Source organism: Streptomyces sp. NPDC002577 (genome assembly GCF_053594815.1).
Genome location: NZ_JBSFWK010000020.1, coordinates 1 through 26,161 on the forward strand (window position 1 = coordinate 1; position 26,161 = coordinate 26,161).

Consider the following 26,161-nt stretch of genomic DNA (forward strand, 5'->3'; position numbering starts at 1 on the left):
ACGTCATCACGGTCGACGGTCAGGTCATCGGCGAAATGCCGGTCGCCAGTGGCGTCGGGCACGTACTTCACAGTGACAACGATCCTCAGACTCACTGAAGGTCCCTTCGGCAGTGATGGCACTCAGTGCCCTAAACTAAGCACACTCAGTGCCATCGATCCAGTCCCGGACTTGGTGATGTGGGACTAATACGGGGCAGGTCGACGTGGTCGTTCGTATGGTCGGCGAGATCGAGAGTGTCATCGCCAAAAGGTGAACGTGCTGCCCTGTCGCACGTGCGCCGAAGGGAACTCGGTTCCTCTCTTGTGGGGAACGCGATGCCATATGTCGACGGCGTGGCGGGCCGGATCAATGCCCTGCTAAAATCTGCACGTTGGCCTTCGGCGTGTGCGTGCGTCCGGAGGCTTTTTTCATGCCTTCCGACACCTCCGCGCCCACCACGCCTTCCACCACCGGCTACCGATCCCTGCTCCGCAACCGTGAGTTCGCCGGCCTGTACGCCAGCTTCACGCTCACGGTCGCGGCAAGCACCTTGTCGGGCTTCGCGCTCGGCACACTGGTCGATCACCAGACGGGATCCCCGTTCCTGACGGCCGTGAGCATGTACGGCGCCACGTTCGCGACGGTGCTCGGTGCCTTGACGCTGATGTCGGTCGCGGACGGGAGCCGTCCTCGCCGGACGGTCGTCGTGCTCCAGTGCGTCTCGCTGGTGGGGATTGCCGCACAGGCGATTCCGGGGCTGCCGTTGGCTGCCCGGTTCGGTCTGCTCCTGGTGCTCGGATTCTTCCAGTCGCTGGGGACGGGCACGCGGATGGGGCTGCTCGCTGAAGCCGTGCCGACCTCTGCCTATGCGCCGGCACGCTCGCTGATGAACATCACCTCGGGTGGCATGGCGATACTCGGCTATGCCGACGGCGCCGTACTGCTGCGGTATCTGAGCCCGCAGGGAGTCTTCGTCGTCGCAGCAGCGCTGACCGGACTCGGGACGGTCGTAGTGGCGACGACCGTCCGGGAACACTCGATCCGTCTGACCCGTCGCCCCGGACTGCGCCAGACCTGGACGACGAACATCGCTCTCTTCTCCCACTCAGGGCAGCGGGCCCTGCTGCTGAACCTGTGGGTCCCCAACGGCCTGATCGTCGGCTGCGAGGCCTTGTTCATCTCCTATGCTCCGGGCCACGCCGGCGCCCTCCTGGCCGCCGGATCGGCGGGCATGCTTCTCGGGGACCTGACCGTCGGGAGACTGCTCACCGCCGGCCGGCGACGCCGCTCCGCGTACGCCCTGCGACTGCTGCTGGCGACGCCTTACCTGCTGTTTGCGATCCACCCGCCCATGTGGGTGGTGATGGCCGCGGTGTTCGTGGCCAGTGCCGGGTTCGCCGCCACCCTGCCCCTGCAGGAGCAGCTTCTCGAGCTGACGCCCGATCCGGTCCGCGGCCAGGTCCAGGGCGTCGAGTCGGCCGGCCGGATGACCTGGCAGGGCATCGGTGCCGCGATCGCCGGCGGCCTCGCCCAGCACGTCGCCCCCGGCACCGCGGTCACGGCTCTCGCTGCAGTCTCCGTTGCCATCACCGTCGTCTCCCGGCCGTTCGTGGTCCGCGCCCGCGCTGTCCGTGTCGAGGAGGCCGGCGCAAAGAAGGTCGGCGCATGAGCCGCAATTTATCTTGACATCAAGATTTCTCGTGGGGCAGGCTACCCCTCGTGGAGGTGGAGCGTGCGGACGTGGAATGTGCACGCACGCGGAACACAAGGAGGAAGACCATCAGCGACGCCAGCGGATTCACGAGCATTGCCCCGACCATCCTCGCCGACCTCCTGGGGCGCGAGCAGGTCATGGACATCGGCATCCGCCCCCTGTGGTCCCCGATGTCACGCCTGGCCGGCCCGGCCTTCACCGTGAAGTGCCCTCCCGGCGACAACCTCATGCTGCACGCCGCCATCCACCGGGCGGAGCCGGGTTCGGTCATCGTGGTGGAGTCGGGCGACGTGGACTACGCACTTGCCGGGGGTAACGTCTGCGCCGTCGCCCAGCGCCGGGGCGTCGCGGGCTTCGTTCTCGACGGGGTGATCCGCGATGTCGCCGAGGCGCGCGAGATCGGCTTTCCCGTGTTCGCCCGGGGGGTGATCCCCATCCCCGGGACCAAGTCGGCCGTCGAGCCGCTCAACCTCCCGGTCCGGTGCGGCGGGGTGACGGTGGAGCCCGGCGACATCGTGGTGGCCGACGAGGAGGGCGTCGTGGTCGTTCCCGGCACACGTCAGGAGGAGTTGCTCGTCGCGGCCCGGGCGAAGCTAGCCAAAGAGGCCGACGAATCACTCGAAGCCTGGGAAGAGGCGCATCGCACCCGCATCGACAAGTTCCTTCGCGACAACGGCTTCGAGGAGTGACCTACGCGGGCGACGCATCGGAAACGCAACGGAAGCGCAACGGAAAACGGAATGCACTCGTCCCGTGCGGGCGTTGACCTTCGCATGACTTCCCCACGCAAGCTTGGCTCATCCGCTCTCGAGGTCTTCCCGCTGGCTCTCGGCGGCAACGTCTTCGGCTGGACCGCCGACGAGGCGCAGTCCTTCGCCGTGCTCGACGCCTACGCGGAGGCCGGCGGCAACTTCGTCGACACCGCCGACTCCTACTCCGCCTGGGTCGAGGGCAACCAGGGAGGCGAGTCCGAGACCGTCATCGGCAACTGGCTGGCCTCGCGAGGCAACCGCGCGGACGTCGTCGTCGCCACCAAGGTCGGGGCCCACCCGCAGTACAAGGGGCTGTCGGCCGCCAACATCAAGGCGGCGGCCGACGCGTCCCTGCGGCGCCTGCGCACCGACTACATCGACCTGTATTACACGCACTTCGACGACACGTCCGTGCCCGTCGACGAGATCGTCACGGCCCTCGACGAACTGGTGCGGGCGGGCAAGGTGCGGGCGGTCGGTGCCTCCAACCTGAGCCCGGAGCGGCTCCAGGAGTCCCTGGACTTCGCCGACCGTACCGGCCTGACCCGCTACACCGTGCTGCAGCCCCACTACAACCTGGTCTCCCGCGACACCTATGAAGGGGGCTTGCAGACCGTCGCCGAACGTGCCGGTCTCGCCGCCGTGCCGTACTACGCGCTGGCCGCCGGCTTCCTGACCGGCAAGTACCGGCCCGGCGCGACGGTCGACAGCGTGCGGGCCGGGAGGGCAGCCGCCTACCTGGAGAGCGAGCGGGGTGTCCGCGTCCTCGCCGCGCTCGACGAGATCGCACAGGAGCGCGGGGCCGAGGTCCCGACCGTGGCCCTGGCGTGGCTCGCCGCACAGCCGACGGTCGTCGCGCCGATCGCCAGTGCCCGCAGCGTCGAGCAGCTGCCGGCCCTGGTCGCGGTGGCAGACCTCGAACTGACGGGTGAGGAGCTGGCAAAGCTGGACGCTGCGTCCGCGTAAGGACATGCCCGGGGTCTGGGCGGGTGCGTCAGGCCCCCATGGCGGTGGGGGGCTCGGCCCGGCGCCGTCGGCCTGCGGCGCATTGGCGCGCCTTGGGCCTGCGGTGGCCCGGCGCCACCGCCCTGCGGCGGTCGGCAGCCGCGAGAAGGCTGTGTGTGCCGGCGGGTGGGGGACTCGGGGAGCCGTGTGGCGGCCTGGCGCCATCGGCCTGTGGCGGCCCGGCACGCCACCGCCCTGTGGCGGCGGCCCGGCGCCACCGACCTGCGGCAACTTGGAGCCATCGGTCTGTGGCGACCTGGTGCCGTCGATCTGCGGCGGCTTGGCGTGCCACCGGCTGGCAGGCGGCCCAGCGCCACCGCCCTCCGGCCTCGGTCGGCAGCCGCCAGGACGCTCTGCGCGCCGCGGCGGTCAGCACCGCCGGTCCGGCCCGCGGGCGCGCCGACCTGCCGGTTTCCGGGAAGTGTGTGGGAGGCGTTGACACCTGCGCCACCAGCTCCTAGCGTCCCTTCACGCGAACCGGTTCGACAATCGGTTCGTTTCCCTCCCATCCCTCGCCCGCCCCACTGGCACGATCCCCTCCCGGGAGCATCGAACCGATTCGACGAAGGAGCCCCGTGAACATCGGTGAGATCGCCAAGCGGGCCGGTGTCTCGCGGAGCACCGTGTCGTACGCACTGAGCGGCAAGCGCCCGGTGTCGGACGACACCCGCGAGAAGATCCAGCGGGTCATCGACGAGCTGGGCTACCGGCCCAACGCGAGCGCACGCGCCCTGGCCAACGGCCGTACCAGCACCATCGGTCTCGTCTTCCCTCCGGCCGGCGACCACTACACCGGAATGCAGCTCGATTTCATCGGCAGCGTCGTGGAGGCCGCGGCCATCCACGACTACGACGTGCTGCTCTCGCCGAGCGGAATGGACAGCGACCGCTCGTTTCAGCGGCTGCTGGGCGAGCGACGCGTCGACGGCGCGATCCTGATGGAGATCAGACTCCAGGACGACCGGGTCGGTCACCTCACCGACATGAACTTCCCCGCCGTCTGCATCGGCCGCACCGCGCAGCCGGAGAGCGACTGGTGGGTCGCTCTGGATCACACCGCCCTTGTGGCGGCCTGTGTCCATCACCTCGCGGACCTGGGCCACCGCAGGGTCGCCTTCGTGAACCGGCCCGAGCGACTGCTGCGGGCCGGATACGAGTCCGCGCACCGGGGGTTCGACGGCTTCACGAAGGCCGCGGCGGAGCGTGGGCTCACCGCCCGCACGTACTGCTGCGGGGACGACGCCCCTTCCGGTCAGGACTGCCTGGAGCAGATCCTGCACGACGACCCTGCCACCACGGCCCTCGTCACGCTGAACGAGGCCGCGCTGGGCGGTATCTACCGGGGCCTGGCCACGGCGGGCCGCCATGTGCCGCGCGACTTCTCCGTCACCGGCGTCGTGGCCACCCGATGGGCCGAGACGGTGACCCCCCAGCTCACGGCGGCCGACGTGCCGGCGGCGCAACTGGGGCGCCTGGCCGTCGAACTGCTCGTCGAGCGGCTCGACCATCCCGACGCACCGCCCCGCCACCACCTGCTCGCTCCGCCGATCTCACTGCGTGCCAGCACCGGCCCGGCCGGTGCTGTGGCGGCCGGTGCCGGGTCACCAGCGGACGAGCACCGGGACTCCGCCTCCGGACCCGACCTCTGACCGTACTGCGGCCGACAGCGGCACTCATCCCCGCCCGTGATCGAGGAGCGACAACCCATGCCTGTGTTCCGCGTCGTTGACAACACCCTCGAGGTCCAGAAGGGGCACGAAATCCTCCGTGTCGAACCGTGGGGTGCCGACAGCGTCCGGGTGCGAGCCGCCCGGTACCGCATACCCGCCGAGAGCATCGGGGCCCTGGACGACACCCCGCCGTCGGCCGACGGCGCCCCGGTGAGCGTCAGCGCCGACGACTCCTCCGGCATGCTCGTCAACGGAGAACTCACCGTCTCGGCCGTCTGCCACTGGGACGAGGTCCGGCTGACCTTCACCCGTACCAGCAGCGGCGAGGAACTGCTCGCCGAGGCCGCCCCGCCGTGGGCGCGCGGCGCCCGCTCCTGGCAGGGCAACCGCTCGGGCGTCCACCAGGTCGAGCAGTGCTTCGCCGCGTACCCGGGGGAGCGCCTGTACGGCCTCGGCCAGCACACCCACGGCCGGCTCGACCACAAGGGCCTGCGCCTGGGCCTGGTGCAGCGCAACTGCGAGGTCAGCATCCCGTTCGCGCTGTCCAGCCGTGGTTACGGCTTCCTGTGGAACGTCCCGGCACTGGGCTCCGTGGAGTTCGCCGAGAACGGCACCTCCTGGACCGCCGACCAGACACGCGAGATCGACTACTGGATCACCGCCGCCCGTACCCCCAAGGAGATCCTGTCCCGGTACGCCGACGTCACCGGCCACGCCCCCGAACTGCCCGAGTGGGCCAGCGGCTTCTGGCAGTGCAAGCTGCGCTACCGCACCCAGGACGAACTCATGGCCGTCGCCCGCGAGCACAAGCGCCGGGGCCTGCCGATGTCCGTGATCGTCACGGACTACTTCCACTGGTCGGCCATGGGCGACTACCGCTTCGACGAGGCGGAGTGGCCCGACCCGAAGGCCATGGTCGACGAACTGGCCGACCTCGGTGTGGAGCTGATGGTCTCGATCTGGCCCACCGTCTCACCGCTGTCGGAGAACTACGCCGACTTCCGCGACCGGGGCCTGCTCCTCGGCTCCGACCAGGGCGCCGAGTTCCACCACCTCGTACAGGACAAGGGCATGGCCACGCAGATGCCCGTCGCCGTCTACGACCCGACCAACCCGGACACGCGCGCGTTCGTGTGGGATCTGATCCGCCGCAACTACCTCGACCTCGGCATCCAGGTGTTCTGGCTGGACGCCTGCGAGCCGGAACTCGTCCCCGCACACCCGGCCAACCTCACGCTGTACGCAGGTCCGGGGGCGCAGGCCGCGAACGTCTTCCCCCGTGACAACGCCCGTATGCTCGCGGACGGCATGGCTGCCGCCGGGCAGCCGGGCACGGTGCTGCTGTCCCGGTCCGCGTGGGCCGGCTCGCAGAAGTACGGGGCCGCGGTCTGGTCCGGGGACATCCCCGCGACCTGGGACTCCCTGTCCCGGCAGGTGCGGGCCGGACTGTCCATCGCCATCGCGGGCATTCCCTGGTGGACCACCGACATCGGCGGCTTCCATGGCGGCGACCCGGACGACGCCGGCTACCGGGAACTGATGATCCGCTGGTTCCAGTACGGCGCCTTCTGCCCGCTCTTCCGGCTGCACGGCGACCGCGAACCGCGCATGCCGTGGGGCCACGCACAGACCGGCGGTCCCAACGAGGTGTGGTCGTACGGCGAGCAGGCGTACGAGATCCTCGCCGCCCACCTCCATCTGCGCGAGCGGCTGCGGCCCTACATCCACGAGCAGATGCGTACGGCGTCGGCGCACGGCACCCCGCCGATGCGGCCGCTCTTCGTCGACTTCCCGGACGACGAGGCCGCCTGGGCCGTCGAGGACCAGTTCCTGTTCGGCCCGGACATCCTCGTCGCGCCCGTCACCTCCGCCGGCGCGACCGAGCGGCAGGTCTACCTTCCCGAGGGCCGGAGCTGGACCGACGCCTGGACCGGCCGCGAGTACGCGGGAGGCCGGACCGTCACCGCTGACGCACCGATCGAGCACATCCCCGTGTTCGTGGCCCAGGGGTCCGACGTGCTGCGTCTCTTCGCACCGACGGAGGCGGCGGATCGCTGATCGCCGTTGCTTCCGGCCGGGTGGACGGCGCGGCCGCCGGCGGGTCAGCGGACCAGGTCGCCGGGGTCGGTGTTGGCGCCGCACAGCACGACGGCGACCTTCTCGCCGGGGCCGGGCCGGTAGGCGGGATCGGGGCCGGTGAGCGCGGCGAGGGCGGAGGCGGTGCCGTGCTCGACCGCCACCCTGCGGTGGTCCCACAGGCTCTGGCGGGCCCGGACGATCTCGTCGTCCGATACGAGGACGGAGTGCACGCCGTCCTGCTGGGCTGCGTGGAGCGCCATCGCGGAGGCGCGGCGTGCGCCGAGGGAGTCGGCGGCGACGGAGTCCACGGTGACGTCGACCGGGCGGCCGGCCTGGATCGCGGCGTTGAGCGCGCGGCAGTTCTCCGGCTCGACCGCGACGGTGCGAATCCCGTGGTGCCGGGCGGCGGTCGCCACGCCGGCGAACAGCCCGCCGCCGCCGACGGCGACCACGACCGTGTCCAGGTCGGGGAGCCGGTCGTGGATCTCCTCCAGCAGCGTGCCGGCCCCGGCGGCGATCAGCGGGTGGTCGTAGGCGTGGGAGGCGAGCGCGCCGGTGGTGGCGACGAAGTCCTCGCAGGCGGCGAGGGCCTCGGCGTACTCCGTGCCGACCAGCCGGACGTCGGCGTCGTAGGCGCGCAGCCTGGCCACCTTCACCGCGGGGGCGGTGGCCGGGAGGAAGACGGTGGCGGTGACGCCCTGCTGGCGGGCGGCCCAGGCGCAGGCCAGCCCGGCATTGCCGCCGGAGGCGATGGTCACCCCGGCCTCGGGGAGGGTGCCGGCGTCACGGTGGGCCTGGAGGAAGTTCTGCGCGCCGCGGGCCTTGAAGGAGCCGGTGTGCTGCATGTACTCCAGCGCCAGCCAGACCTCGGGCGCCGCCGGCCCGCGGTCGGAGGCGCCGATCGCGCCGGGATCGGCCGGGGCGAGGACGACGGGGCGGACCCGCCCGGTGATCCGTTCGGTGGCGGCCTTGATGTCGCCGTAGGTGAGCTGGTGCATGGCGTTGCTCCTGCCGGCAGAGAGGCGCGCGCGAGCATGGGACCGGACATCGGCGGTGGACAGTGGGCCGAGTGCCCTCGTGTCGCCACAGTGAGCGGTCGTGGGTGCGTGCTGTTCGATACACCGTATCGTACAGTGACTCACATGCCACGGCACTCCGATTCCCTGGATCGCGCGACCCCTGACCGCATCGCCGAGGCCGCGCTGTCGCTGGTCGACGAGGGCGGCCCGGCGGCGTTGACCTTCCGGGCACTGGCCGCACGGCTGGGCATCTCCCTCGCCTCTGTCCAGCGCCGCTGCACCGACCTGGCCGGTCTGCTGGATCTGTGCACCGACCATCTGGCGGCCCGCCTGCCCGAGACCGATCCCGGTACCGACTGGGCCACCGCCACCGAGACGCGGTTCACCGCGCTGTACGGGCTGCTGGCGGCCCACCCCGGCCTGGTCGCGCTGCGCGGCGCCCGTCCCTGGCTGGGTCCGAACCTGCTGGCCCGACTGGTCGAACCGCAACTCGCCGACAGCCTCGAGGCCGGGATGACCCCCGAGGAGGCGATCACCGCGTACCGGCGGATGCACTTGCTCACGCTGGGCAGCGCCAGCTTCGTCGACCACCGCGACCCCAGGTCCGCCCAAGCGGCCACGCGCACCGCGCTGGCCGCGCTCGACCCGGAGGAGTTCCCGGCGCTGACCGGCAACCTGGCCGCGATCGTGCCCGCCGTGGTCGACCACGAGGTCTATTACGGAGCACTGCGCCAGCTCATCGGCGCCGCCGACCCGATGAGGGCGACGACCGAGGGGAACCGGCGCTGATCACTGCGTCTTCAGCGGCGGGCGAGGGGGAGGCGACGACGCCGTCGGCGCCTCCCCGGAGGCGCGGCGAGCGGGTGTGTGTCAGAGCGTGCGGCTCAGCAGCGACAGCAGCGCCGTCCAGTGGCGTTCCGTCGCCTCGGCGTTGTACTGGGCGGTGTCGGCCTGGGTGTAACCGTGGTGCGCGCCTGCGTACACCTCGGTCTGGTGACGGACGCCCGCATCGGTGAGCGCCTTGTCGAGGCGGTCGATCTGCTCCTGCGGCAGCGAGTGGTCCTGGTCGGCGTGGCCGAAGTAGACCTCGGCGGTGATGCGGGCCGCCGCCAGGTGCGGGCTGTCGGGCGCGTCGGTCGCCAGCTGCCCGCCGTGGAAGCCGGCCGCGGCTGCGACCCGCTCCGGAAAGGCACCGGCGGTGCGCAGGGCCAGACGGGCTCCCATGCAGTAGCCCGTGACGCCGACCGGCCCGTCGGCGGCCTGGGGGCAGTCGGCGAGCCAGCGCAGATAGGCGTCGGCGTCGCGCATCGCCGGCTCGGGCGTCAACGACTGCATGATCGGGCCGATCTTCTGGAAGATGTCCGGGCGTTCGGCGGTGTCGATGAGGTCGGGCACCTCGACCACCGGGGCACGCCCGTGGCGGTAGAAGACGTTGGGGACCAGGACGGTGTAGCCGGCTTCGGCGAGGCGGTCGGCCATCTTCTCCAGCTGGGGCCGGAGTCCGAACGCGTCCATGTAGAACAGGACCGCGGGGTGCGGGGCGTTGTCGTCGGGGTACGCGAGGTAGGCGTCGGCCGTGCCGTCCTGCGTGGGGATGTCCAGGGATGTTCCACGCACGGTGGTCATGGGGGCTTGCTCTCTTTCCTTGGGCTGGTTCGGCGAGGGCCGTTCGCGGTGGGCCGTTCCCGGTCGATACGCCGTGCTTTCGGGTCGTCGGTCTTCGGTGTCAGCCGCTCTGGGCGGCGGCACGGCGCTGCCGTTTGCCGAGGGGCGCCTGGGAGAGGTCCTCGGCCTTCGACTTGAGGTTCTTGTAGCCGTAGCCGCGCTCGGTCAGCCACGCTTCCGCGGCGGCTTCAGCGCGTTCGGTCGCCTCCAGGATGTCCTCTTCGGCCTCTCCGGAGTCCAGGAAACGGAAGGTGAAGGCGGACCGGGCGGCGATGTCGTAGCTGAGGTGCCCCTCGGGGGTGAAAGCGGCGTGCAGCACGTCGTGTTCGTGCGCGCGGGCGAGGAGTTCGGCGCGTTGGCCGGGCTCGAGTCCGTCGAAGACGCCGCGGACGGTGATACGGAAGGTGCGAGTGCTCATTCCCTGCACCCTAAGCGGCGAGATCAGTTCCGTTCCACCGTGGTCCCGGTGGCTGATCCGGCCCGCGGGCTTCGCGGGCCGGGCCGGCCGCGGTGGTCACGCCGACGCGGCCGGCCGTCCCAGTGGCTACGCCGCGGCCGGGACGCGCTGAGCGAGGGACTCGCGGACCGCGCGCACCAGGGCCTGGGCGCGGGGATCGCTGGTCACCGTGGGCTGCATGCCGTTGGTCACGTAGGCGAAGGCGATGCCCAGCTCGGGGTCGGCGAAGGCGAGGGAACCGCCGCGGCCGGGGTGGCCGAAGGCCGTGGGCGAGCTCATCGGGGATGCCGGGCTGTGCAGCATGTATCCCATCCCGAAGCGGGTCCTGGCGAGCAGCACCCGGTCACGTCCGGCGGCCTGCTCGGTACGGGCCTCGGCGAGCATGCGCCGGGTGAGTATCCGCCCCTCGCCGAGCGCCGCGTAGAGGCCGGCGAGCCCGCGTGCGGTGGCGATGCCGTTGGACGCGGGCAGCTCGGCGGCCCGCCAGGCCGGGTCGTTCTCGTCCGGGGAGGGCGAGACGGTGCCGAAGGCGCGACGCGTCAGTGAGGCCGGGTCGGCGTACGCCTCGGCGACCTCCCGGCGAGGACGCATCCGCAGCGTGCCGTCCTTCGGGGCCGGGGGCTCGACGGCGGCGATCCGCCCCACCCGTTCCTGCTGGTCATCGGGCAGGCCGAGCCACAGGTCGAGTCCGAGCGGCTCGGTGAGCTCCTCGGCGAGTACGGTGCCGAGCGAGCGCCCGTCCACCCGCCGGACCAGCTCGCCGAGCAGCCAGCTGAAGGTCTGCGCGTGGTAGCCGTGCGCGGTGCCCGGCTCCCACAGCGGACGCTGTGCGGCGACCGCCACCGGACCGGTGATCCCGTCCTCGGCCTGCGCGGCGGTGAGAGGAGTGTCCAGCGCGGCCACTCCGCCCTGATGGGAGAGCAACTGCCGTACGGTGATGCGCTCCTTGCCCGCGGCCCCGAACTCCGGCCAGTAGTCGCACACCGGGGCGTCCAGGTCGATCCGGCCGCGGTCGGCGAGGAGCAGCAGGACCGTGGCGGCCACACCCTTCGTGGCGGAGCGCAGAATCTGCCCGGTGTCCTCGGTCCAGGGTCTGGCCACGCCCTCAGGGGCGTCGGCGTCCGCGGTGCCGCCCCACAGATCGACCACGGGACGGCCGTCCTGATAGACGGCGACGGCCGCGCCGCGCTCGCCGAGATGCGTGAAGTTCGCCTCGAAGGCGTGGCGGACGGCCTCGAAGCCGTCGGCCGCCGTGCCCTTGATGAACGTGCCCTGGAATTCCGGTTCGTCGTTCTGCATGGCCTCTCCCGTGCGTGCGTTCGCAGTCACCCTATCCCTCTTTGATCGATGATCGATCATTCGGCTGTCACGGGATTCATTTCTTACGTCACACGCCCGGCTGGGAATACGTGGCAGGGCCGGTGCCCCGGAGGGGACACCGGCCCTGCCCGCCTGGTGAGCGCTGCGTCTAGGTGGCATCCGCCTTGAAGGCGTCGAGCCACGCGGTCGGCCACGGCGCGCTCCCACGCCCGCTCCGGGGGACGTGGACCGTGACATAACGGCCCGACGCAGCGAGCCGCCGCGGATGGCCGTCGACCGCCTCGCCCCACACCTCGAACCGGAAGGTCAACGACGACGTTCCGACGCGCTCCAGCACGACGGCCGTCGTGACCTCCTGCCCGAACCACAGCGGGGACGCGAAGTCGACCTCGTACCGCACGCGCGGTGCGGAGCCGAAGTAGCCGGCGATGCCGCGCTCCCGTATCAGCGTCGCCTCGGCGGCCTCGACGAAACGGACGATGGACGTGTTGTGGTGATGGCCGCCGGCGTCGGTGTCCATCCACTCCACCCGGGACCGGTGGACGGCGCGGGCGAACCCCTCGCCGTCCCCGGGCTCAGGCGACGGGTGCCGGTTCACGGGACGGCGTCCATCGCAGGTGGGTGTTCCGGTCGGACTCGTCGGCCCGCAGGAGCGAGAGACGAGGGCGTACGGCATCGGTGCGCGAGGTCGGCGGCTTGCGACTCCCGGCCCTGAACTGCACCGGCCACTGAGCCGCCGCGCCCCGGTACTCCTGCTCGGCCGCCGCGTGCAGCGTCCAGTGCGGGTCGTAGAGGTGGGTGCGGCCGATGGCGCACAGGTCGGCGCGGCCCGCCAGCAGGATCGAGTTCACGTCGTCGTACGAGGCGATGGCGCCGACCGCGATGACCGCCGTGCCGGTGGCGGCGGCGACCTCGTGGCGGATCCGGTCCGCGAACGGGGTCTGGTAGGAGCGGCCGAACGAGGGGCGCTCGTCCTTGGTGACCTGGCCCGATGAGACGTCGATCGCGTCCGCCCCGTGCGCGGCGAACGCGCGGGCGATCTCGACGGCGTCGTGCTCGGTGTTGCCGTCCGGCACCCAGTCGGTCGCGGAGACACGCACGATCACCGGCCGCTCGGCCGGCCAGACGGCGCGGACGGCGTCGAACACCTCCAGCGCGAACCGGAGCCGGTTCTCCAGCGAGCCGCCGTACTCGTCCGTGCGGTGGTTCGCGATCGGCGAGAGGAAGGAGGAGAGCAAGTAGCCGTGTGCACAGTGCAGTTCGAGCAGGTCGAAGCCCGCCTCCGCGCCGCGTCGCGCCGCGGCGACGAAATCGGAGGTGATCCGGTCCATGTCGGCGCGGGTGAGCTCGCGCGGGACCACCGATCCGGGGCCGTAGGGGAGCGGCGACGGGCCCACGATCTCCCAGTTCCCCTCCTCCAGCGGGTCGTCCATGCCCTCCCACATGAGCCGCGTCGAGCCCTTCCGGCCCGAGTGGCCGAGCTGGAGGCCGATGCGCGCGGTGCTGCGGTCGTGGACGAAAGACACGATCCGCGCCCAGGAGTCACGCTGCTCGTCGGTCCACAGCCCCGTGCAGCCCGGCGTGATGCGGCCCTCGGGCGAGACGCAGACCATCTCCGTCATCACCAGCCCGGCACCGCCCATGGCCTTCGAGCCGAGGTGGACGAGATGGAAGTCGCCCGGTACGCCGTCGACGGCGGAGTACATGTCCATCGGGGACACGATCACCCGGTTCTTCAGCTCCAACTGTCCGAGCCGGTACGGCTGGAACATCGCGGGCGCGACGTCACCGAGGCCCTGGGACGCGGCGAACGCGGCGTCGACGCGATCCGCGAACTCCTGGTCGCGCGTGCGCAGGTTCTCGTACGTGATGCGGCGCGACCGCGTCAGCAGGTTGAAGCAGAACTGGGTCGGCTCCTGGTCGACGTACATGCCGATGTTCTCGAACCACTCCAGCGAGGCCTGGGCGGCACGCTGCGTGGACTCGACGACGGGGCGCCGCTCGGTCTCGTAGGCCGTCAACGCGGCCTCGATGCCGGGGTGTTCGTGCAGGCAGGCGGCCAGCGCGAGCGAGTCCTCCATGGCCAGTTTGGTGCCCGACCCGATCGAGAAGTGCGCGGTGTGCGCGGCGTCGCCGACGAGGACGAGGTTCCCGTGGTGCCACCGCTCGTTGCGTACGGTGGTGAAGCCGAGCCACCTCGAGTTGTTGGCGAACACCTTGTGACCCGCGAGCTCCTCGGCGAACAGGTCGCGGAGGCGCTCGACGGCCCGCTCGTCGGAGGCGCCCGGCGGGAACTCGGCCCCCTCGGTGGCGTCGAAGCCAGCCCGGCGCCAGACGTCCTCGTGCATCTCGACGATGAAGGTGGAGCCGCTGTCGGAGTAGGGGTAGCCGTGGACCTGCATGGTCCCCCACTCCGTCTGTTTGATGAAGAACTGGAAGGCTTCGAAGACCAGGTCCGTGCCGAGCCACATGTACTTGTTGCGGCGCCGGTCCAGAGCGGGGCGGAACACGTCCGCGTAGGCCGTCCGGACCTGGGAGTTGACGCCGTCGGCCGCGACCACCAGGTCGTACGACGCACGGAGGTCGGCTACGTCCGGGGCGAGCGTCCGGAAGTGCACGACGACCCCCAGATCGCGGCAACGTTCCTGCAGCAGGCGGAGCAGTTCCTTGCGGCTCATCGCCGCGAAGCCCTGGCCGCCGACGGTGTGGCGCCTGCCATGGACGTGGATGTCGATGTCCGTCCAGCGGGCGAACCGCTTCGCCATGGCGTCGGCGAACTCGGTGTCGGCGTTCTCGATGCCGCCGAGCGTCTCGTCCGAGAACACCACGCCGAAGCCGAACGTGTCGTCCGGGGCGTTGCGCTCCCAGACGGTGATGTCGTGGGACGGGTCGAGCTGTTTCATCAGAGCAGCGAAATAGAGGCCACCGGGCCCACCGCCGACGATCCCGATCTTCAAGGGTGTTCCTCTCGTTGCTCTCACTGCGAATGGGGGCACCTCCCAGGCCCTTCAGGCACTGGGGGAGGCAGACAGCGCGGCCTGCTCGTCCTCGACGATCTTCCGGAGCGCGAAACGCTGCAGCTTGCCGCTCGAATTGCGCGGCAGGGACGCGCAGAACCGCACGTCGCGCGGGTACTTGTAGGGCGCCAGGACCTGCTTGACGTGGTCCTGGATCTCCTTGGCCTTGGCGGCGTCGCCCGGCACCCCGTCGCGCAGTACGACGAAGGCGCACACGACGGAACCGCGCTCGGTGTCGGGGCGGCCGACCACGGCTGCCTCGACCACGTCGGGGTGGGTGTCGATGGCGGCCTCGACCTCGGGCCCGCCGATGTTGTAGCCCGAGGAGACGATCATGTTGTCGCTGCGGGCGTGGTAGTGGAAATAGCCGTCCTCGTCCCGGTGGAAGATGTCACCGGTGACGTTCCAGCCGGCCACGACGTAGTCCTTCTGGCGCTCGTCGTCGAGGTAGCGGCAGCCGACCGGGCCGATGACGCCGAGCCGGCCGGGCTCGCCCGGGCCGAGCTCCGAGCCGTCCAGGCCGAGGACGGTGGCGCGGTAGCCCGGTACGGGCTTGCCGGTGGCGCCGGGCCGGATGTCGTCACCGGCGGCCGAGATGAAGATGTGCAGCAGCTCGGTCGCGCCGATGCCGTCGATGATCCTCAGTCCCAGCCTGTCGCGCAGCTGCTCCCAGGTGTCCTTGGGAATGTGTTCGCCCGCCGACACACCGGCCCGCACCCCGGCGAGCTGCTGCTCCTTCCCCTCGCGCAGGATGGCCTTGTACGCCGTGGGCGCCGTCGCGAGCACCGTGACGCCCTCCCGCTCGACGAGCTCCGCGAGCTGCAGCGGGGTGGCCGCCTCCGTCAGCAGGGCGCAGGCGCCTGCCCGCAGCGGGAACACGACGAGCATGCCGAGGCCGAAGGTGAAGGCGAAGGGGGCCGTACAGGCGACCAGGTCGTCGGAGCGCAGCCGCAGCGTGTGACGGCCGAAGGTGTTGTCGATGGACAGGATGTCGCGGTGGAAATGCATGGTGATCTTCGGGACGCCCGTACTGCCGGAGGTGGGCCCGAGGAGCGCCACGTCGTCCGCGGCGGTCTCCACATTGGTGAACCGGCCGGACTTGGCCGCGGCGCGGGCCACGAGATCGTTTGGACCGCCACCGCCGTACTCGACGACTGTCAGCGACGGCAGTGTGGTGTCCCGGACGGTGTGGGCGTCCTCGGCGAACCGGTGGTCCACCAGCGCGATCGAGGGCCGGGTCCGCTCGACGACCGGGGCGATCTCCCGGGCGCGGAGCGCGGCCATGGTGGTCACGACGACGCCACCGGCCTTGAGCACACCGAGCCAAGCAGCCACGGTCCAGGGGGTGTTGGGGGAACGCAGCATGACGCGCTGCCCGGGCACCAGACCGAGGTCCTCGGTCAGCACCTGGGCGACCTGGTTGGCCCGTTTCTGCAGCTCGCCGTAGGTCCAGGTCTCCCCGGCCGGCGTACGCAGCGCCGGGCGGCCGGGCCCGAAGGCCGAAACGGGGGCGTCGATGATCTCGGTGGCGGCGTTGAGCCGCTCGGGATAGTGCAGTTCCGGCGTGGTGAACTCGATCACCGGCCACAGGTGCGCGGGAGGAAGGTGGTCGCGGGCGAACGTGTCCAGATGCGCAGAGGTCGAAAGAGACAACGGAGGGGTCAACGGAGGTGTCAACGGAGGCGTCCTTCCGGGAGCCCGCCGCCGGAGCGGCGGGTTCAGGTGGTGCGGATCATGCCCTCCTGGACGACAGTGGCCAGGTGACGGTGGTCGAGGGTGAAGAAGCGGCCGGTGCCGAGGCCACGGCCCGCGTCGGCGGCGACGGCTTCCTGGACGTAGAGGAGCCAGTCGCCCACCGGTCCCGGGCGGTGGAACCACATGGCGTGGTCGAGGCTCGCGGTGACCAGCTCGGGCTTGGCCCACGGCAGGTCGAGGACGCGCAGGACGGGTTCGAGGATCGTGTAGTCGCAGACGTACGCGAGCGCGGCCAGGTCCCGCTGCGCGTCGGTCAGCCCCTCGACGGGCCGGAGCGGGTCGAACGGCTTCAGCCACACCGCCTGGTGCGGCACCTGCTTTCCCTCGACGGTGAGATAGACGGGACCGGGCACGTGCCGCATGTCGAAGCTGCGGCCACCGGACCAGTAGGCCTTCGACTCCTCGGTCATCGAGCCGCCGCTCCGCCCGGCGAGATACTCCGCCGAACTGGGCAGCTCCTCGGGACCGGGGACGGCGTCGGCCAGCTCGGCGACGGCATCGGTCAGCTCGGCCTGGAAGGTCCCGCCGGGCTCGCCCGCGGCGAAGTTGGCGAGGCAGACGTAGAGCGGCTTGCCGTTCTGGTAGCCGCGTACCTGCCGGGTGCTGTAGCCGCGGCCGTCGCGCAGCAGCTCCACCTCGTAGTGCACCTCGGCCCCGATGTCGGCCGGGCGCAGGAAGTAACCGTGCATCGAGTGCAGCGTCTTGCCGTCCGTCACCGACCGCATGGCGGCGGCCGCGGCCTGGGCGACCAGGTCGCCGCCGTACGCCTTCGGCCATGGGCAGGGCTGGGTGATCGCGGTGAACGCGAGGTCGAAGTGCTCGGGCTGAGCGGGCGTCAGGGTGACGGCCGCGGTGAAGATCGCGGAGGTCGGGCGCGTCCCGACTGACGTCGGCTCGGAGGCCGTCATCGGCTCAGCCAGTCGCGCAGGTCGGCGTCGGCGACGTCGGGCAGGTTGACGACGATGTTCTCCGGGGTCCGGGTCGTCATCCACGTCAGCGGCTTGCTCCGTGAGAGATTGCACTCGATGTGCGGCATGAACGGCGGTACGAACACCCAGTCGCCCTCCGCCATGTCGACGTAGTCCTCGAACTTCTCGCCGAAGTAGATGCGCGCCCGGCCCGACAGGACGTAGCCGCCGGTCTCGGCCTCGCCGTGGTGGTGGGTGACCGAGCGGTAGCCCGGCTCGTTGCTGACCTTGCCGAACCACAGCTTGGTGGCCGGGGTGTGCTGGATGCTGACGCCCGAGATGCGGACGGCGCCGCCCGAGTCGGCGGTGCCCGGGTCCTCGTGGCCGCCACGGGTCACCACCGGAGCGACGATCCCGCTGGGCAGCCGGTACATCGAGTTGTCGCCCTCGAGGCGGTACGTGCTGCTCTGTTCGACATGCGGCTGACGCCGCGCGACGGGCTCCATAAGTCGGCTCCGTTTCAGTCGTGTTGTTCGGCCGTCTTGTTCAGCCGTCTGGTCGACCGGGTGGTTCATCCGTCTGGTCCAGCCGTGTTCAGCGCCGTCGTGGCGCTCAGCGCGATGTCTCGTATTTTTCACGACCGTCAGATAGTGTCAATACGCAACGCCGGATGGACCGGATCGAGACGCGACGAATCGCGATCGAAACCGAACTGGAGGCCGTATGACGCCCATCGCCGTGAACCCGGACGCTCTGCCGAAGCCCAGTGGCTATTCGCACGGAACTCTGGTGGGGAACACGCTCCACCTGGGCGGACAGACCGCTCTGGATGCCGACATGAAGATCGTGCCGGGAGGCATCGTCGAGCAGTTCCGTCAGGCGTTCAGCAATGTGCTGACGACGCTGCGGGCGGCGGGCGGCGAGCCGGAGGACCTGGTCAGCGTGACCCTCTACCTCACCGACATCCCCGACTACCAGGCCCACGGCAAAGAGATCGGGAAGGTCTGGCGCGAGCTCGCCGGGCCCGTCTACCCCGCGATGGCGGGCATCGGCTGCACCGCCCTGTGGCAGCCCGAGGCGATGATCGAGATTCTCGGCGTGGCGGTGATCCCCGAGGACCGGCTCGATGGGGGTACCTCCCAGGCCCTTAAGACACTGGGGGAGTCACGCTCATGACGCCTCGCTCATGACGCCTCGCTCATGACCGGACGGTGACAGCCCGCTGATCCTGTCCGTGGATGACAGCCAGGGCGTGCTCACGTGCCGGCGCGCTCAGTGCGCTGTTCAGATCGTCGAACAGCGCGCCCGCGGTCACCCCGTTCCACCCCGGAGGCAGCAGCGACAGCGGAAGCCCCGGATCGCGGTAGGGCAGCCGCCGCCACTCGGTGAGCATCGGTACGTACATCTGGAACGCCTCCAACGGAGTCGTCGGCGCCGTCCCACTCGCCGACGCCCGGTCCAGGAGAGGACGGTGGCGTTGCAGGAAGTCCGCGTACAGTTCGGTGAGTTCGTCCAGATCCCACCACGTGCGGACCTTTGACCGAGTGTCCCCGAAGGCGAAGTGGTCGCCGGTGAAGATGTCGACGTATGCGGACAGGCCTCGGCGTTCCAGGGTCAGGCGTGTCTCCGACGCCAGGTTGCCCGGCGCGACCCACACTCCGGGGGCGGCGGTGCCGAACCCCAGGCGCGTGAGGGCCGACCGCAGTTCGTGCCGCTTCTCACGCTCGGACTCGGGTACGGAGTACACGACCACGAGCCAGCCGTCGTCCGCGACCGCCCGCACGCGCTCGAAGATCCGCACGTCGCCCTCGGCGAGCATCTCCAGGGCCGGGTCCGCGAGGGCGTACCCCGCCGCGCCCGCGTGGCGCTCACTGCGGAGCACCCCGCGCCGCTTCAGACGGGAGATCGAGGAGCGTACGGCCTGACCCTCGACTCCGAGGTCGGCCATGAGCCTCACCACTGATGCCACCGACAGCCAGTTGTGTTCGGCGCGCGCGTACAGGCCGAAGAGGGTGAGGATCAACTGAGCGAGGCGGGTGTCCCGCCTGCCTGCGGCTCCACGGGGTGACTGAAGCTCCTCTGTCATTTCTGCACCAGCCACTGTCGAGCCCTGTCATCGAACGAGCCGGAAGCATATTGCGGGTACTTGGCGGTCGTCCAGGCGTCACTACGCTGCTGGCGCCGTGCTGTGGACATTTGAGTGCCGCTCAGCTATTGCCCGCTGGAATCAGTGCTCTCCCGACCAATGCGTGTCACGGGTGTTGACGCCGTGCCAGGAGGGGCGCCATTCTCGCCGAGGCGAAATCCCGTATGACGTCCGGTACTTCGAACGCGCTACTGCCCTGCAGAGCAAGGATCGTGATGGCGCTTCGCTGTCGAACCGGTTCGAAAGAGCCGCGGCGGCGACGGTGTCGAATCGGTTCGACAGAGCACGTATCAACGCACAGGAGCCGTAACCATGGTGCAATCCAGAGCATCACGAGCATCGAGAGCAAGACGGGCAGGACCGGGCCGGCCGACCGCGATGGTCGCGGTCGCGGCGCTGGGCCTCGGCCTGCTGGGGACGGGGCTGACCGCGCCGGCCGCGACCGCCGCCGAGCTGCCGGGCCCGAAGCTGCACTACACCTTCGACGCCGACGACCTGAGCTCCGGGACCGTCAAGGACAGCTCAGGCAACGGCCTCGACGGCACCCTCGTCAACGGGTCGACCGCCACGGTGGTCGACGGAGCGGGCGGGGGCTCGGCCCTGGACCTGCCCGGCGGGGCGCCCAGCTCCGACGGGGCGTACGTCCGGCTGCCCCGTGCGGCGCTGGCCGGTGCCACCGACCTGACCGTCTCGGCGCGGGTGCGGTGGGACGGCACCGCGTCGTCGTGGCAGTGGATATACGCGCTCGGCAAGGACACCAACCAGTACCTGTTCTCCACTCCGTACAACGGTGACGGCAAGCTCCGTACCGCCGTCACCACCTCGGGCGGCGGAGGCGAGGCCCAGGTCACCGGGTACGCGGCACTGCCCGCCGACACGTGGAAGACCCTCACCGTCACGCTCGACACGACCGAGGACCGTGTCACCGCCTACCTGGACGGCGCGGCTGTGGCGTCCGCGAAGACCACGATCAGTGCCTCCCAACTGCTTGACGCCTCCACCACCTTCGCCGGCTACATCGGCAAGTCCTTCTACCAGGACCCGCTCTTCGACGGCGCCGTCGACGACTTCGCCATCTACCACAGCGCGCTGACGGCCGCGCAGGTCGCCGAACTGGCGGGCGAGGCGCCGCAGCCGACCGAGCTGACGCAGACCTCCTTCACCATCCGCACCACCACCGGCACGGCTCCCGACCTGCCCGCCGCGGTCCGCGCCGAGTACTCCGACGGCTACGACCGCGACGTGCCGGTCGACTGGGACGAGGTCGCCCCCGACAAGTACGCCGCACCCGGCACCTTCACGGTCAAGGGCACGGCCGCCGGACAGGACGTCACCGCCACCGTCACCGTGGTCCGCGAGGGCGCCCTCACCGTCGACCTCGCGAAGGACACCGGCGCCTTCCACGGCGGTGCCGCCGGCACCCTCTACGGCGTCTACGGCCAGGACGTGCCCACCAACAACCTCATCGAGGGCATGAACCTGCGCACCGTCTCCACCAAGGCGCAGGACGGGCCGCAGCACCCGGGCGCCGACGCTCTCGAGGTCGTCAAGCCGCTCGCCGACTCCACCGACGGCGACGTGTACATCTACATGACGGACATCCACCGGGGCTTCCCCTACCAGTGGGAGGGCAGCACCCCCGAGGAGAAGGTGAAGATCTACCGCGAGAAGGTCGCCAAACAGGTCGACCAGGTGCTCCAACTGCCCAAGAAGTACCAGGACAACATCGTCTTCGTGCCCTTCAACGAGCCCGAAGGCAACATGTTCGGCACCGGCGAGTGGAGCTACAACAAGGTCAGCTGGCTGACCGACCCCAAGGACTACTTCGCCACCTGGGACGACTTCTACCGGCTGATCAAGGAGAAGATGCCGGACGCCCGCATCGCCGGGCCCAACACCAGCGTCCTCTACAGCCAGGTCAAGGGCTTCCTGGAGCACACCGTCAAGGCCGGCACCGTCCCCGACGTCATCACCTGGCATGAGCTGAGCCACCCCGAGCAGGTCCGCACCAGCGTCGCCAAGTACCGCGCCTGGGAGAAGGAGGTCTTCGCGGGCACGGCCTACGAGGGCAAGCAGCTGCCGATCAACGTCAACGAGTATGCCTTCAACTACCACACCTCCGTCCCCGGCCAGATGATCCAGTGGATCTCCGCGATCGAGGAGTCCAAGGTCGACGCCGACATGGCGTACTGGAACATCGACGGCAACCTGTCCGACTCGGCCGTGCAGGCCAACCGCGGCAACGGGCAGTGGTGGCTGTTCAACGCCTACGCCTCCATGTCCGGGCACACCGTCGAGGCCACCCCGCCCTTCCCCGGCCAGAACTACACGATGCAGGGCGTGGCCACCCTCGACGAGAAGAAGAAGCAGGCCCGGCTGATCTTCGGCGGGTCCACCGGGAAGGGCCACATCACCTTCGACAACGTGCCGGGGAAGGTCTTCGGGGACACCGTGCACGCCTGGGTGCGGGAGATTCCGTGGACCGGGCAGGTCGGCGACTCCGCCCAGCCCGACGTCGTCGCCGAGACCGAACTCCCGGTCAGCGACGGCAAGGTGGTGCTCGACTTCGGCGACGGCAGCCTGCCGAAGCTGACCGAGTCGTCGGCGTACGAGATCGTCCTCTCGCCGTCCGGGAACGGCACCGCGACCACCCAGCCGGCCACGCAGTGGAAGGGTAACTACGAGGCCGAGGACGCCGCGCACACCGGCTCCGGCTACAGCAAGAACGGCCCCGAGGGCTCGCCGTCGAACGTCTCCAACTTCTACACGTCGGGCGGCTACGACGTCGGCGGCCTGCGCACGGGCTCCAACGTGAAGCTCGACTTCACCGTCGACGTGCCGAAGGACGGGACGTACGACCTGAGCGTCTTCGCCAACTCCCTCAACACCTACGACCTCGTCAAGGAGCAGGGACCCACCAACGTCTTCCTGCGGGTCGACGGCGGCGCCGAGCAGGAGCTGTCGCTGCCGCTGGGCTACAAGTGGGTGGTCTGGGACCACAGCGACACCAAAGTCGAGCTGACGAAGGGCAAGCACACCCTCACGCTCGCCGCGAAGAGCCTCGACGGCACCAAGGCCACCAAGGGCGACGCGATCGTCGACCGGATCACGCTGTCCCTGCCCGACTCCGACGTCAAGAGCGCGGTCTACGAGGGCGAGCTGGCCTGGCTGGACGGGGCCCAGGCCGTGTACGGGCTGCCGAAGCACCTGGACGCGTCCGGCTCGGGCGCCGCTGAGGTCACCAAGGGCGACACCGCGACCTTCTGGGTCTACTCGCCGGCCGACGCCGAGTCCACCATCGACGTCGACGCGTTCGGCACCGGCACGGCACAGCTGGCCGTGAACGGCCACGACGTGCTGAGGCTGGCGGGGAACTCCGGCAGGAAGGTGGCCGTTTCCCTGTCCGGGGGCGTCAACAAGGTCACCGTGACCGGGGAGGCGGGGACCATGCTCGTCGACCGGATCACCGTCCGGCAGACCGAGGGCACACTGCAGTCGAAGTCCTACGAGGCCGAGGACGCCCAACTCGCCGGGACCGCCGCGATCGCGCCGCTGTCGCTCGCCAGCGGAAAGCAGGCGGTGCGCGGTATCGGCGGCGCACCGGGCAACGGCAACACGGCCACGTTCCACGTCACCGCCGACAAGGCCGGCCTGTACGCCCTGCGGATCCGGTACTCCAACCCCGAGCAGTCGGAGGCCACCCACTACAATCCCGATCCGCTCGTCCGGCACGCGGACATCTCCGTGAACGGAGCCGAGCCGCACCGTGTGACGTTCCCGCACTCGTTCCACGAGAACAACTTCTGGGAACTCACCGTCCCCGTCAGTCTGGAGAAGGGCGACAACACGCTCACCTTCAGCTCCGAGGAACTGCCGAACTTCGACGGCACGACATACGCCTCGGACACGTTCCCTGGCATCCTGCTCCGCTCGCAGTACGCGCCGGTGATCGACAAGATCACGGTCGCCGAATACGCGGCCTCACGGCCGTAAGACACGTCGCGGTCCTCCGGCCGTGGGGCCCGTCGTGGTCCCACGGCCGCGAGGTACGCCGGGTAGAAAACTAGGGAGTCACGTGGTCACGATCGGCGACATCGCGCGCGCCGCCGGAGTGTCCCGCAGCACCGCGTCGTACGCGCTGTCGGGGAAACGCTCCATCTCCGCGGAAGTGCGGCAACGGGTGGCGGACGCGGCGCAGCAGCTGGGCTACACGCCCAACGCCGGCGCCCGCGCCCTCGCCACCTCCGAGACGATGGTCATCGGCCTGCTCGCCCGGTTCCACGAGGACGAGTTCGCCCCGGCCATGCTCCAGTACATGCTGGGCGTCTCCGACACCGCACGCGAGCTCGGGTACGACACCCTGCTCGTCACGGAGGCCGACGGCACCCGCGCGCTGCGCCGGATCACCCGCTCCCGGATGGTCGACGGCGTCGTCCTGCTCAACGTCGCGCAGGACGACGCCCGGCTCCCGCTCCTGCGGTCCGCACCGCAGCCGGGAGCGCTGGTAGGGTTGCCCGGCGACCCCTCCGGCGTCGACGTCTTCGACCTCGACTTCGAGGCGGCCGGCAGGCTGATGGTCGACCACATGCACCGGCTGGGCCACCGCGAGCTCCTCCTGGTCTCCCAGCCCGAGAACGTCGTCGAGCGCGGCGGTGCCTACGTGTGGCGGTTGCAGAACGCGGTGGTGCAGCAGGCACAGGCCCGCGGCATCCGGCTCCATCCGGTCTTCGGCGATTCGCGGCAGCCGGCGGTCGGACGGTCCCTGCACGCACTCCTCGATGCCCACCCGAACGCCACCGGCCTGCTGCTCAACAACGAGGCGGCCGCCGCGGCCCTGCCGTCCGTCCTGCACGCCCGCGGCCTCGAGGCGCCGAGGGACCTCTCCGTCATCGGCCGCTACTCCGACGAGTTCGCCGGTACGTTCTCGCTGCCGTTCACGTCCATCGAGAGCGCCCCCGACCTCCTCGGCGAGATGGCGGTACGGCACCTCGTACGCCGTATCACATCGCCGGGGGCCAGGGACGAGCCGCACGTCCTGCGGCTGCTGCCGCCCGAGCTGGTCGACCGCGGCAGCACCGCCGCGCCGGCTTCCGGCGACCCCACTTGAACATCCGCTGCGATACTGGTCGTTGCTGTATGCAGGCACTGACCATGAGGAGCGGGATTAGTGAACTCAGGGGAGAAAGAAGCAAGTTCGAGCTCAGGCGATGGGCCTCGACGTCATGCCGTCGTCGTCGGAGGAAGTCTTGCGGGTCTTCTTGCGGCCCACGTCCTCGCCGAGCACGCAGACCGGGTGACGATCGTCGAGCGCGACCGGCTCCCGCAGGAGCACGGGCCGCGTCCCGGCGTGCCCCAGAGCCGCCATCCGCATGTCCTGCTGGAGGGCGGCCAGCGGGCCCTTGATTCGCTTCTGCCGGGATTCACGGACGAGCTGCGGGCGGCGGGGGCACCGCGGGTGGGGATGCCGTCGGACATGGTTCAGTGGCAGGACGGACGCTGGTTCCGGCGACTTCCCGCGACGACGTACATCTACACCGGCTCGCGCGCTCAGCTCGAGCAGTTGGTGCGCACGCGGGTGCTCGCCAACCCCGCGATCGAGGTGGTAGAGGCGACGAGCGTCGTCGGGCTGTCGGGGGACGCCTCGCGGGTACGGGGCGTGCTGCTGCGCGAGCGCGGCGAGGGCGCCCGGCAGGAGGAGCGGTTCCTCGCGGCCGACCTGGTCGTGGACGCCTCCGGGCGTGGCACCAAGGCTGGGCAGTGGCTCGCGGCGATCGGGGCGGAGGCCGCGCACGAGGAGTCCATCGACACGGGGCTCGCCTATGCCTCCCGCGTGTACCGCGACACGAGCGGAAGTCTGGGCACGGAGTCGCTCGGTTACTACATCATCGCCAACCCGTCGCAGGTATACGGGAGCGTCGTGCTGCCCTTGGAGGACGGACGGCATCTGGTGACCGTCTCCGGGCTGCGCGGCGACGAACCGCCCACGGACGAGGAGGACTTCGTCGCGTACGCGAAGAGGCTGCCGCATCCGCTGGTGCACGCGTGGCTGCGTACAGCCGAGCCGCAGTCACCCGTGTTCGGCTTCCGGCAGACCGCGAACGTCCGGCGCCGCTACGACCTTCCGGGCCGCCGCCCCGCGGGATTTCTCGCGATCGGCGACGCCTTGTGCACGTTCAACCCGGTCTACGGCCAGGGCATGGCCGTCGCCGCGATCAGCGCGGTCGCCCTGCGCGAGGCGCTGGCCGACCGGCGCCGGGCGCCGACGACGCGCCGCCTGCAGCAGGCGCTGCTCGCCGCCTCGCGGCAGGCGTGGGACATTTCGGCCGGGGCGGACAAGTCCATGCCGGGGGCGACCGGGAACGCCGTCACCACCCGGGCCGTGGACCGGGCCGTCGGCTGGTACCTGCGCCGCGTCCAGGAACGCTACCCCGGCGACCCCGTGGTGGGCCGCGCCTTCCGTGCCGTACTGGCACTCACCGCACCGGTCACCGCACTGTTCGCCCCGAAGGTCGTGCGGGCCGTGCTGCTCGGGCCGGTCCGCGCGACGCCCGCCGAGCCTCCGATGGCGCGGGAGGAGGCGGGCACCTGAAGCGGTACCGCTCATAGCTTGTCCTGCACTTGCCCTTGCGAGCCTTCGGCGAATCAACTCGCCGAAGGCTCGCGCCACTTCGT

At 70.4% G+C, this 26,161-nt stretch carries 20 protein-coding genes and 1 pseudogene; 10 read left to right on the forward strand and 11 right to left on the reverse strand.

Annotated elements, in window-relative coordinates; all coding sequences use genetic code 11:
- Positions 1 to 95, reverse strand: a pseudogene (locus ACWD4J_RS23895) (electron transfer flavoprotein subunit beta); the annotation flags it as partial.
- Positions 96 to 412: 317 nt separating this feature from the next.
- Here ACWD4J_RS23895 and ACWD4J_RS23900 point away from each other — a divergent pair.
- The 5 genes from ACWD4J_RS23900 to ACWD4J_RS23920 all read left to right on the forward strand — a co-directional run bounded on the left by ACWD4J_RS23900 (position 413) and on the right by ACWD4J_RS23920 (position 7,181).
- Positions 413 to 1,651, forward strand: a complete 1,239-nt coding sequence (locus tag ACWD4J_RS23900) for a hypothetical protein (RefSeq protein ID WP_451397459.1) — start codon at positions 413 to 415, stop codon at positions 1,649 to 1,651.
- Between the two features lie 110 nt (positions 1,652 to 1,761).
- On the forward strand, positions 1,762 to 2,385 hold the full coding sequence (locus tag ACWD4J_RS23905; RefSeq protein WP_451397567.1) for an RraA family protein: 624 nt from the start codon (positions 1,762 to 1,764) through the stop codon (positions 2,383 to 2,385).
- Between the two features lie 84 nt (positions 2,386 to 2,469).
- Positions 2,470 to 3,414 (forward strand): aldo/keto reductase, encoded by a 945-nt coding sequence (locus ACWD4J_RS23910; protein WP_451397460.1) that lies wholly within the window; start codon positions 2,470 to 2,472, stop codon positions 3,412 to 3,414.
- 614 nt (positions 3,415 to 4,028) lie between these two features.
- Entirely contained in the window at positions 4,029 to 5,102 is a 1,074-nt protein-coding gene (locus tag ACWD4J_RS23915) for a LacI family DNA-binding transcriptional regulator (RefSeq protein ID WP_451397461.1), read from the forward strand.
- Between the two features lie 57 nt (positions 5,103 to 5,159).
- On the forward strand, positions 5,160 to 7,181 hold the full coding sequence (locus ACWD4J_RS23920) for a glycoside hydrolase family 31 protein (RefSeq protein ID WP_451397462.1): 2,022 nt from the start codon (positions 5,160 to 5,162) through the stop codon (positions 7,179 to 7,181).
- Positions 7,182 to 7,225: 44 nt separating this feature from the next.
- Here the strand turns inward: ACWD4J_RS23920 and ACWD4J_RS23925 are convergent, their stop codons facing one another.
- Complete coding sequence (locus ACWD4J_RS23925) at positions 7,226 to 8,200, reverse strand: threonine/serine dehydratase (protein ID WP_451397463.1); 975 nt, start codon at positions 8,198 to 8,200, stop codon at positions 7,226 to 7,228.
- A gap of 144 nt (positions 8,201 to 8,344) precedes the next feature.
- On the opposite strand from ACWD4J_RS23925, the gene ACWD4J_RS23930 reads away from it, so the two are divergent.
- Positions 8,345 to 9,010 (forward strand): TetR/AcrR family transcriptional regulator, encoded by a 666-nt coding sequence (locus tag ACWD4J_RS23930; protein ID WP_451397464.1) that lies wholly within the window; start codon positions 8,345 to 8,347, stop codon positions 9,008 to 9,010.
- 81 nt (positions 9,011 to 9,091) lie between these two features.
- Here ACWD4J_RS23930 and ACWD4J_RS23935 read toward each other — a convergent pair whose 3' ends face one another.
- The 8 genes from ACWD4J_RS23935 to ACWD4J_RS23970 all read right to left on the reverse strand — a co-directional run bounded on the left by ACWD4J_RS23935 (position 9,092) and on the right by ACWD4J_RS23970 (position 17,849).
- On the reverse strand, positions 9,092 to 9,847 hold the full coding sequence (locus ACWD4J_RS23935; RefSeq protein ID WP_451397465.1) for a dienelactone hydrolase family protein: 756 nt from the start codon (positions 9,845 to 9,847) through the stop codon (positions 9,092 to 9,094).
- 100 nt (positions 9,848 to 9,947) lie between these two features.
- On the reverse strand, positions 9,948 to 10,304 hold the full coding sequence (locus ACWD4J_RS23940) for a DUF6204 family protein (protein ID WP_451397466.1): 357 nt from the start codon (positions 10,302 to 10,304) through the stop codon (positions 9,948 to 9,950).
- A gap of 126 nt (positions 10,305 to 10,430) precedes the next feature.
- Positions 10,431 to 11,642 (reverse strand): serine hydrolase domain-containing protein, encoded by a 1,212-nt coding sequence (locus ACWD4J_RS23945; RefSeq protein WP_451397467.1) that lies wholly within the window; start codon positions 11,640 to 11,642, stop codon positions 10,431 to 10,433.
- A 169-nt stretch (positions 11,643 to 11,811) separates the two neighbouring features.
- Positions 11,812 to 12,261: an acyl-CoA thioesterase gene (locus tag ACWD4J_RS23950; RefSeq protein WP_451397468.1), complete on the reverse strand. Its 450-nt coding sequence runs from the start codon at positions 12,259 to 12,261 to the stop codon at positions 11,812 to 11,814.
- A complete protein-coding gene (locus ACWD4J_RS23955) occupies positions 12,239 to 14,620 on the reverse strand; it encodes a bifunctional salicylyl-CoA 5-hydroxylase/oxidoreductase (RefSeq protein WP_451397469.1) in 2,382 nt (793 codons plus the stop codon). The genes ACWD4J_RS23950 and ACWD4J_RS23955 overlap by 23 nt, the downstream gene beginning before the upstream one ends.
- A gap of 51 nt (positions 14,621 to 14,671) precedes the next feature.
- Positions 14,672 to 16,333 (reverse strand): AMP-binding protein, encoded by a 1,662-nt coding sequence (locus tag ACWD4J_RS23960; RefSeq protein WP_451397470.1) that lies wholly within the window; start codon positions 16,331 to 16,333, stop codon positions 14,672 to 14,674.
- 65 nt (positions 16,334 to 16,398) lie between these two features.
- Positions 16,399 to 17,343, reverse strand: coding sequence for an acyl-CoA thioesterase (locus tag ACWD4J_RS23965; RefSeq protein WP_451397471.1), 945 nt, complete (start codon positions 17,341 to 17,343; stop codon positions 16,399 to 16,401).
- Positions 17,340 to 17,849, reverse strand: a complete 510-nt coding sequence (locus ACWD4J_RS23970) for a cupin domain-containing protein (protein WP_451397472.1) — start codon at positions 17,847 to 17,849, stop codon at positions 17,340 to 17,342. Before ACWD4J_RS23970 ends, ACWD4J_RS23965 begins: the two co-directional genes overlap by 4 nt.
- Before the next feature lie 217 nt (positions 17,850 to 18,066).
- On the opposite strand from ACWD4J_RS23970, the gene ACWD4J_RS23975 reads away from it, so the two are divergent.
- The gene (locus ACWD4J_RS23975; RefSeq protein ID WP_451397473.1) at positions 18,067 to 18,519 is read left to right on the forward strand and encodes a RidA family protein; all 453 of its coding nucleotides are present in this window, start codon (positions 18,067 to 18,069) and stop codon (positions 18,517 to 18,519) included.
- Between the two features lie 22 nt (positions 18,520 to 18,541).
- Here the strand turns inward: ACWD4J_RS23975 and ACWD4J_RS23980 are convergent, their stop codons facing one another.
- The gene (locus ACWD4J_RS23980; protein ID WP_451397474.1) at positions 18,542 to 19,429 is read right to left on the reverse strand and encodes a PaaX family transcriptional regulator; all 888 of its coding nucleotides are present in this window, start codon (positions 19,427 to 19,429) and stop codon (positions 18,542 to 18,544) included.
- A gap of 438 nt (positions 19,430 to 19,867) precedes the next feature.
- Here ACWD4J_RS23980 and ACWD4J_RS23985 point away from each other — a divergent pair, with 438 nt between their 5' ends.
- From ACWD4J_RS23985 to ACWD4J_RS23995, 3 genes are all read left to right on the forward strand, one after another.
- Positions 19,868 to 23,482 carry a LamG-like jellyroll fold domain-containing protein gene (locus tag ACWD4J_RS23985; protein WP_451397568.1) on the forward strand — a complete coding sequence of 1,205 codons (3,615 nt, stop codon included), beginning with the start codon at positions 19,868 to 19,870 and terminating at the stop codon, positions 23,480 to 23,482.
- 82 nt (positions 23,483 to 23,564) lie between these two features.
- A complete protein-coding gene (locus tag ACWD4J_RS23990) occupies positions 23,565 to 24,596 on the forward strand; it encodes a LacI family DNA-binding transcriptional regulator (protein WP_451397475.1) in 1,032 nt (343 codons plus the stop codon).
- A 60-nt stretch (positions 24,597 to 24,656) separates the two neighbouring features.
- Positions 24,657 to 26,078, forward strand: coding sequence for an FAD-dependent oxidoreductase (locus tag ACWD4J_RS23995; RefSeq protein ID WP_451397476.1), 1,422 nt, complete (start codon positions 24,657 to 24,659; stop codon positions 26,076 to 26,078).
- The last annotated feature ends 83 nt before the right edge of the window (positions 26,079 to 26,161 follow it).

Coding starts and splice junctions, on each gene's coding strand:
- ACWD4J_RS23900 (WP_451397459.1), top strand. CDS start 413: ATGCCTTCCGACACCTCCGCGCCCACCACGCCTTCCACCACCGGCTAC.
- ACWD4J_RS23910 (WP_451397460.1), top strand. CDS start 2,470: ATGACTTCCCCACGCAAGCTTGGCTCATCCGCTCTCGAGGTCTTCCCG.
- ACWD4J_RS23920 (WP_451397462.1), top strand. CDS start 5,160: ATGCCTGTGTTCCGCGTCGTTGACAACACCCTCGAGGTCCAGAAGGGG.
- ACWD4J_RS23925 (WP_451397463.1), bottom strand. CDS start 8,200: ATGCACCAGCTCACCTACGGCGACATCAAGGCCGCCACCGAACGGATC.
- ACWD4J_RS23930 (WP_451397464.1), top strand. CDS start 8,345: ATGCCACGGCACTCCGATTCCCTGGATCGCGCGACCCCTGACCGCATC.
- ACWD4J_RS23935 (WP_451397465.1), bottom strand. CDS start 9,847: ATGACCACCGTGCGTGGAACATCCCTGGACATCCCCACGCAGGACGGC.
- ACWD4J_RS23940 (WP_451397466.1), bottom strand. CDS start 10,304: ATGAGCACTCGCACCTTCCGTATCACCGTCCGCGGCGTCTTCGACGGA.
- ACWD4J_RS23945 (WP_451397467.1), bottom strand. CDS start 11,642: ATGCAGAACGACGAACCGGAATTCCAGGGCACGTTCATCAAGGGCACG.
- ACWD4J_RS23965 (WP_451397471.1), bottom strand. CDS start 17,343: ATGACGGCCTCCGAGCCGACGTCAGTCGGGACGCGCCCGACCTCCGCG.
- ACWD4J_RS23970 (WP_451397472.1), bottom strand. CDS start 17,849: ATGGAGCCCGTCGCGCGGCGTCAGCCGCATGTCGAACAGAGCAGCACG.
- ACWD4J_RS23975 (WP_451397473.1), top strand. CDS start 18,067: ATGACGCCCATCGCCGTGAACCCGGACGCTCTGCCGAAGCCCAGTGGC.
- ACWD4J_RS23980 (WP_451397474.1), bottom strand. CDS start 19,429: ATGACAGAGGAGCTTCAGTCACCCCGTGGAGCCGCAGGCAGGCGGGAC.
- ACWD4J_RS23985 (WP_451397568.1), top strand. CDS start 19,868: ATGGTCGCGGTCGCGGCGCTGGGCCTCGGCCTGCTGGGGACGGGGCTG.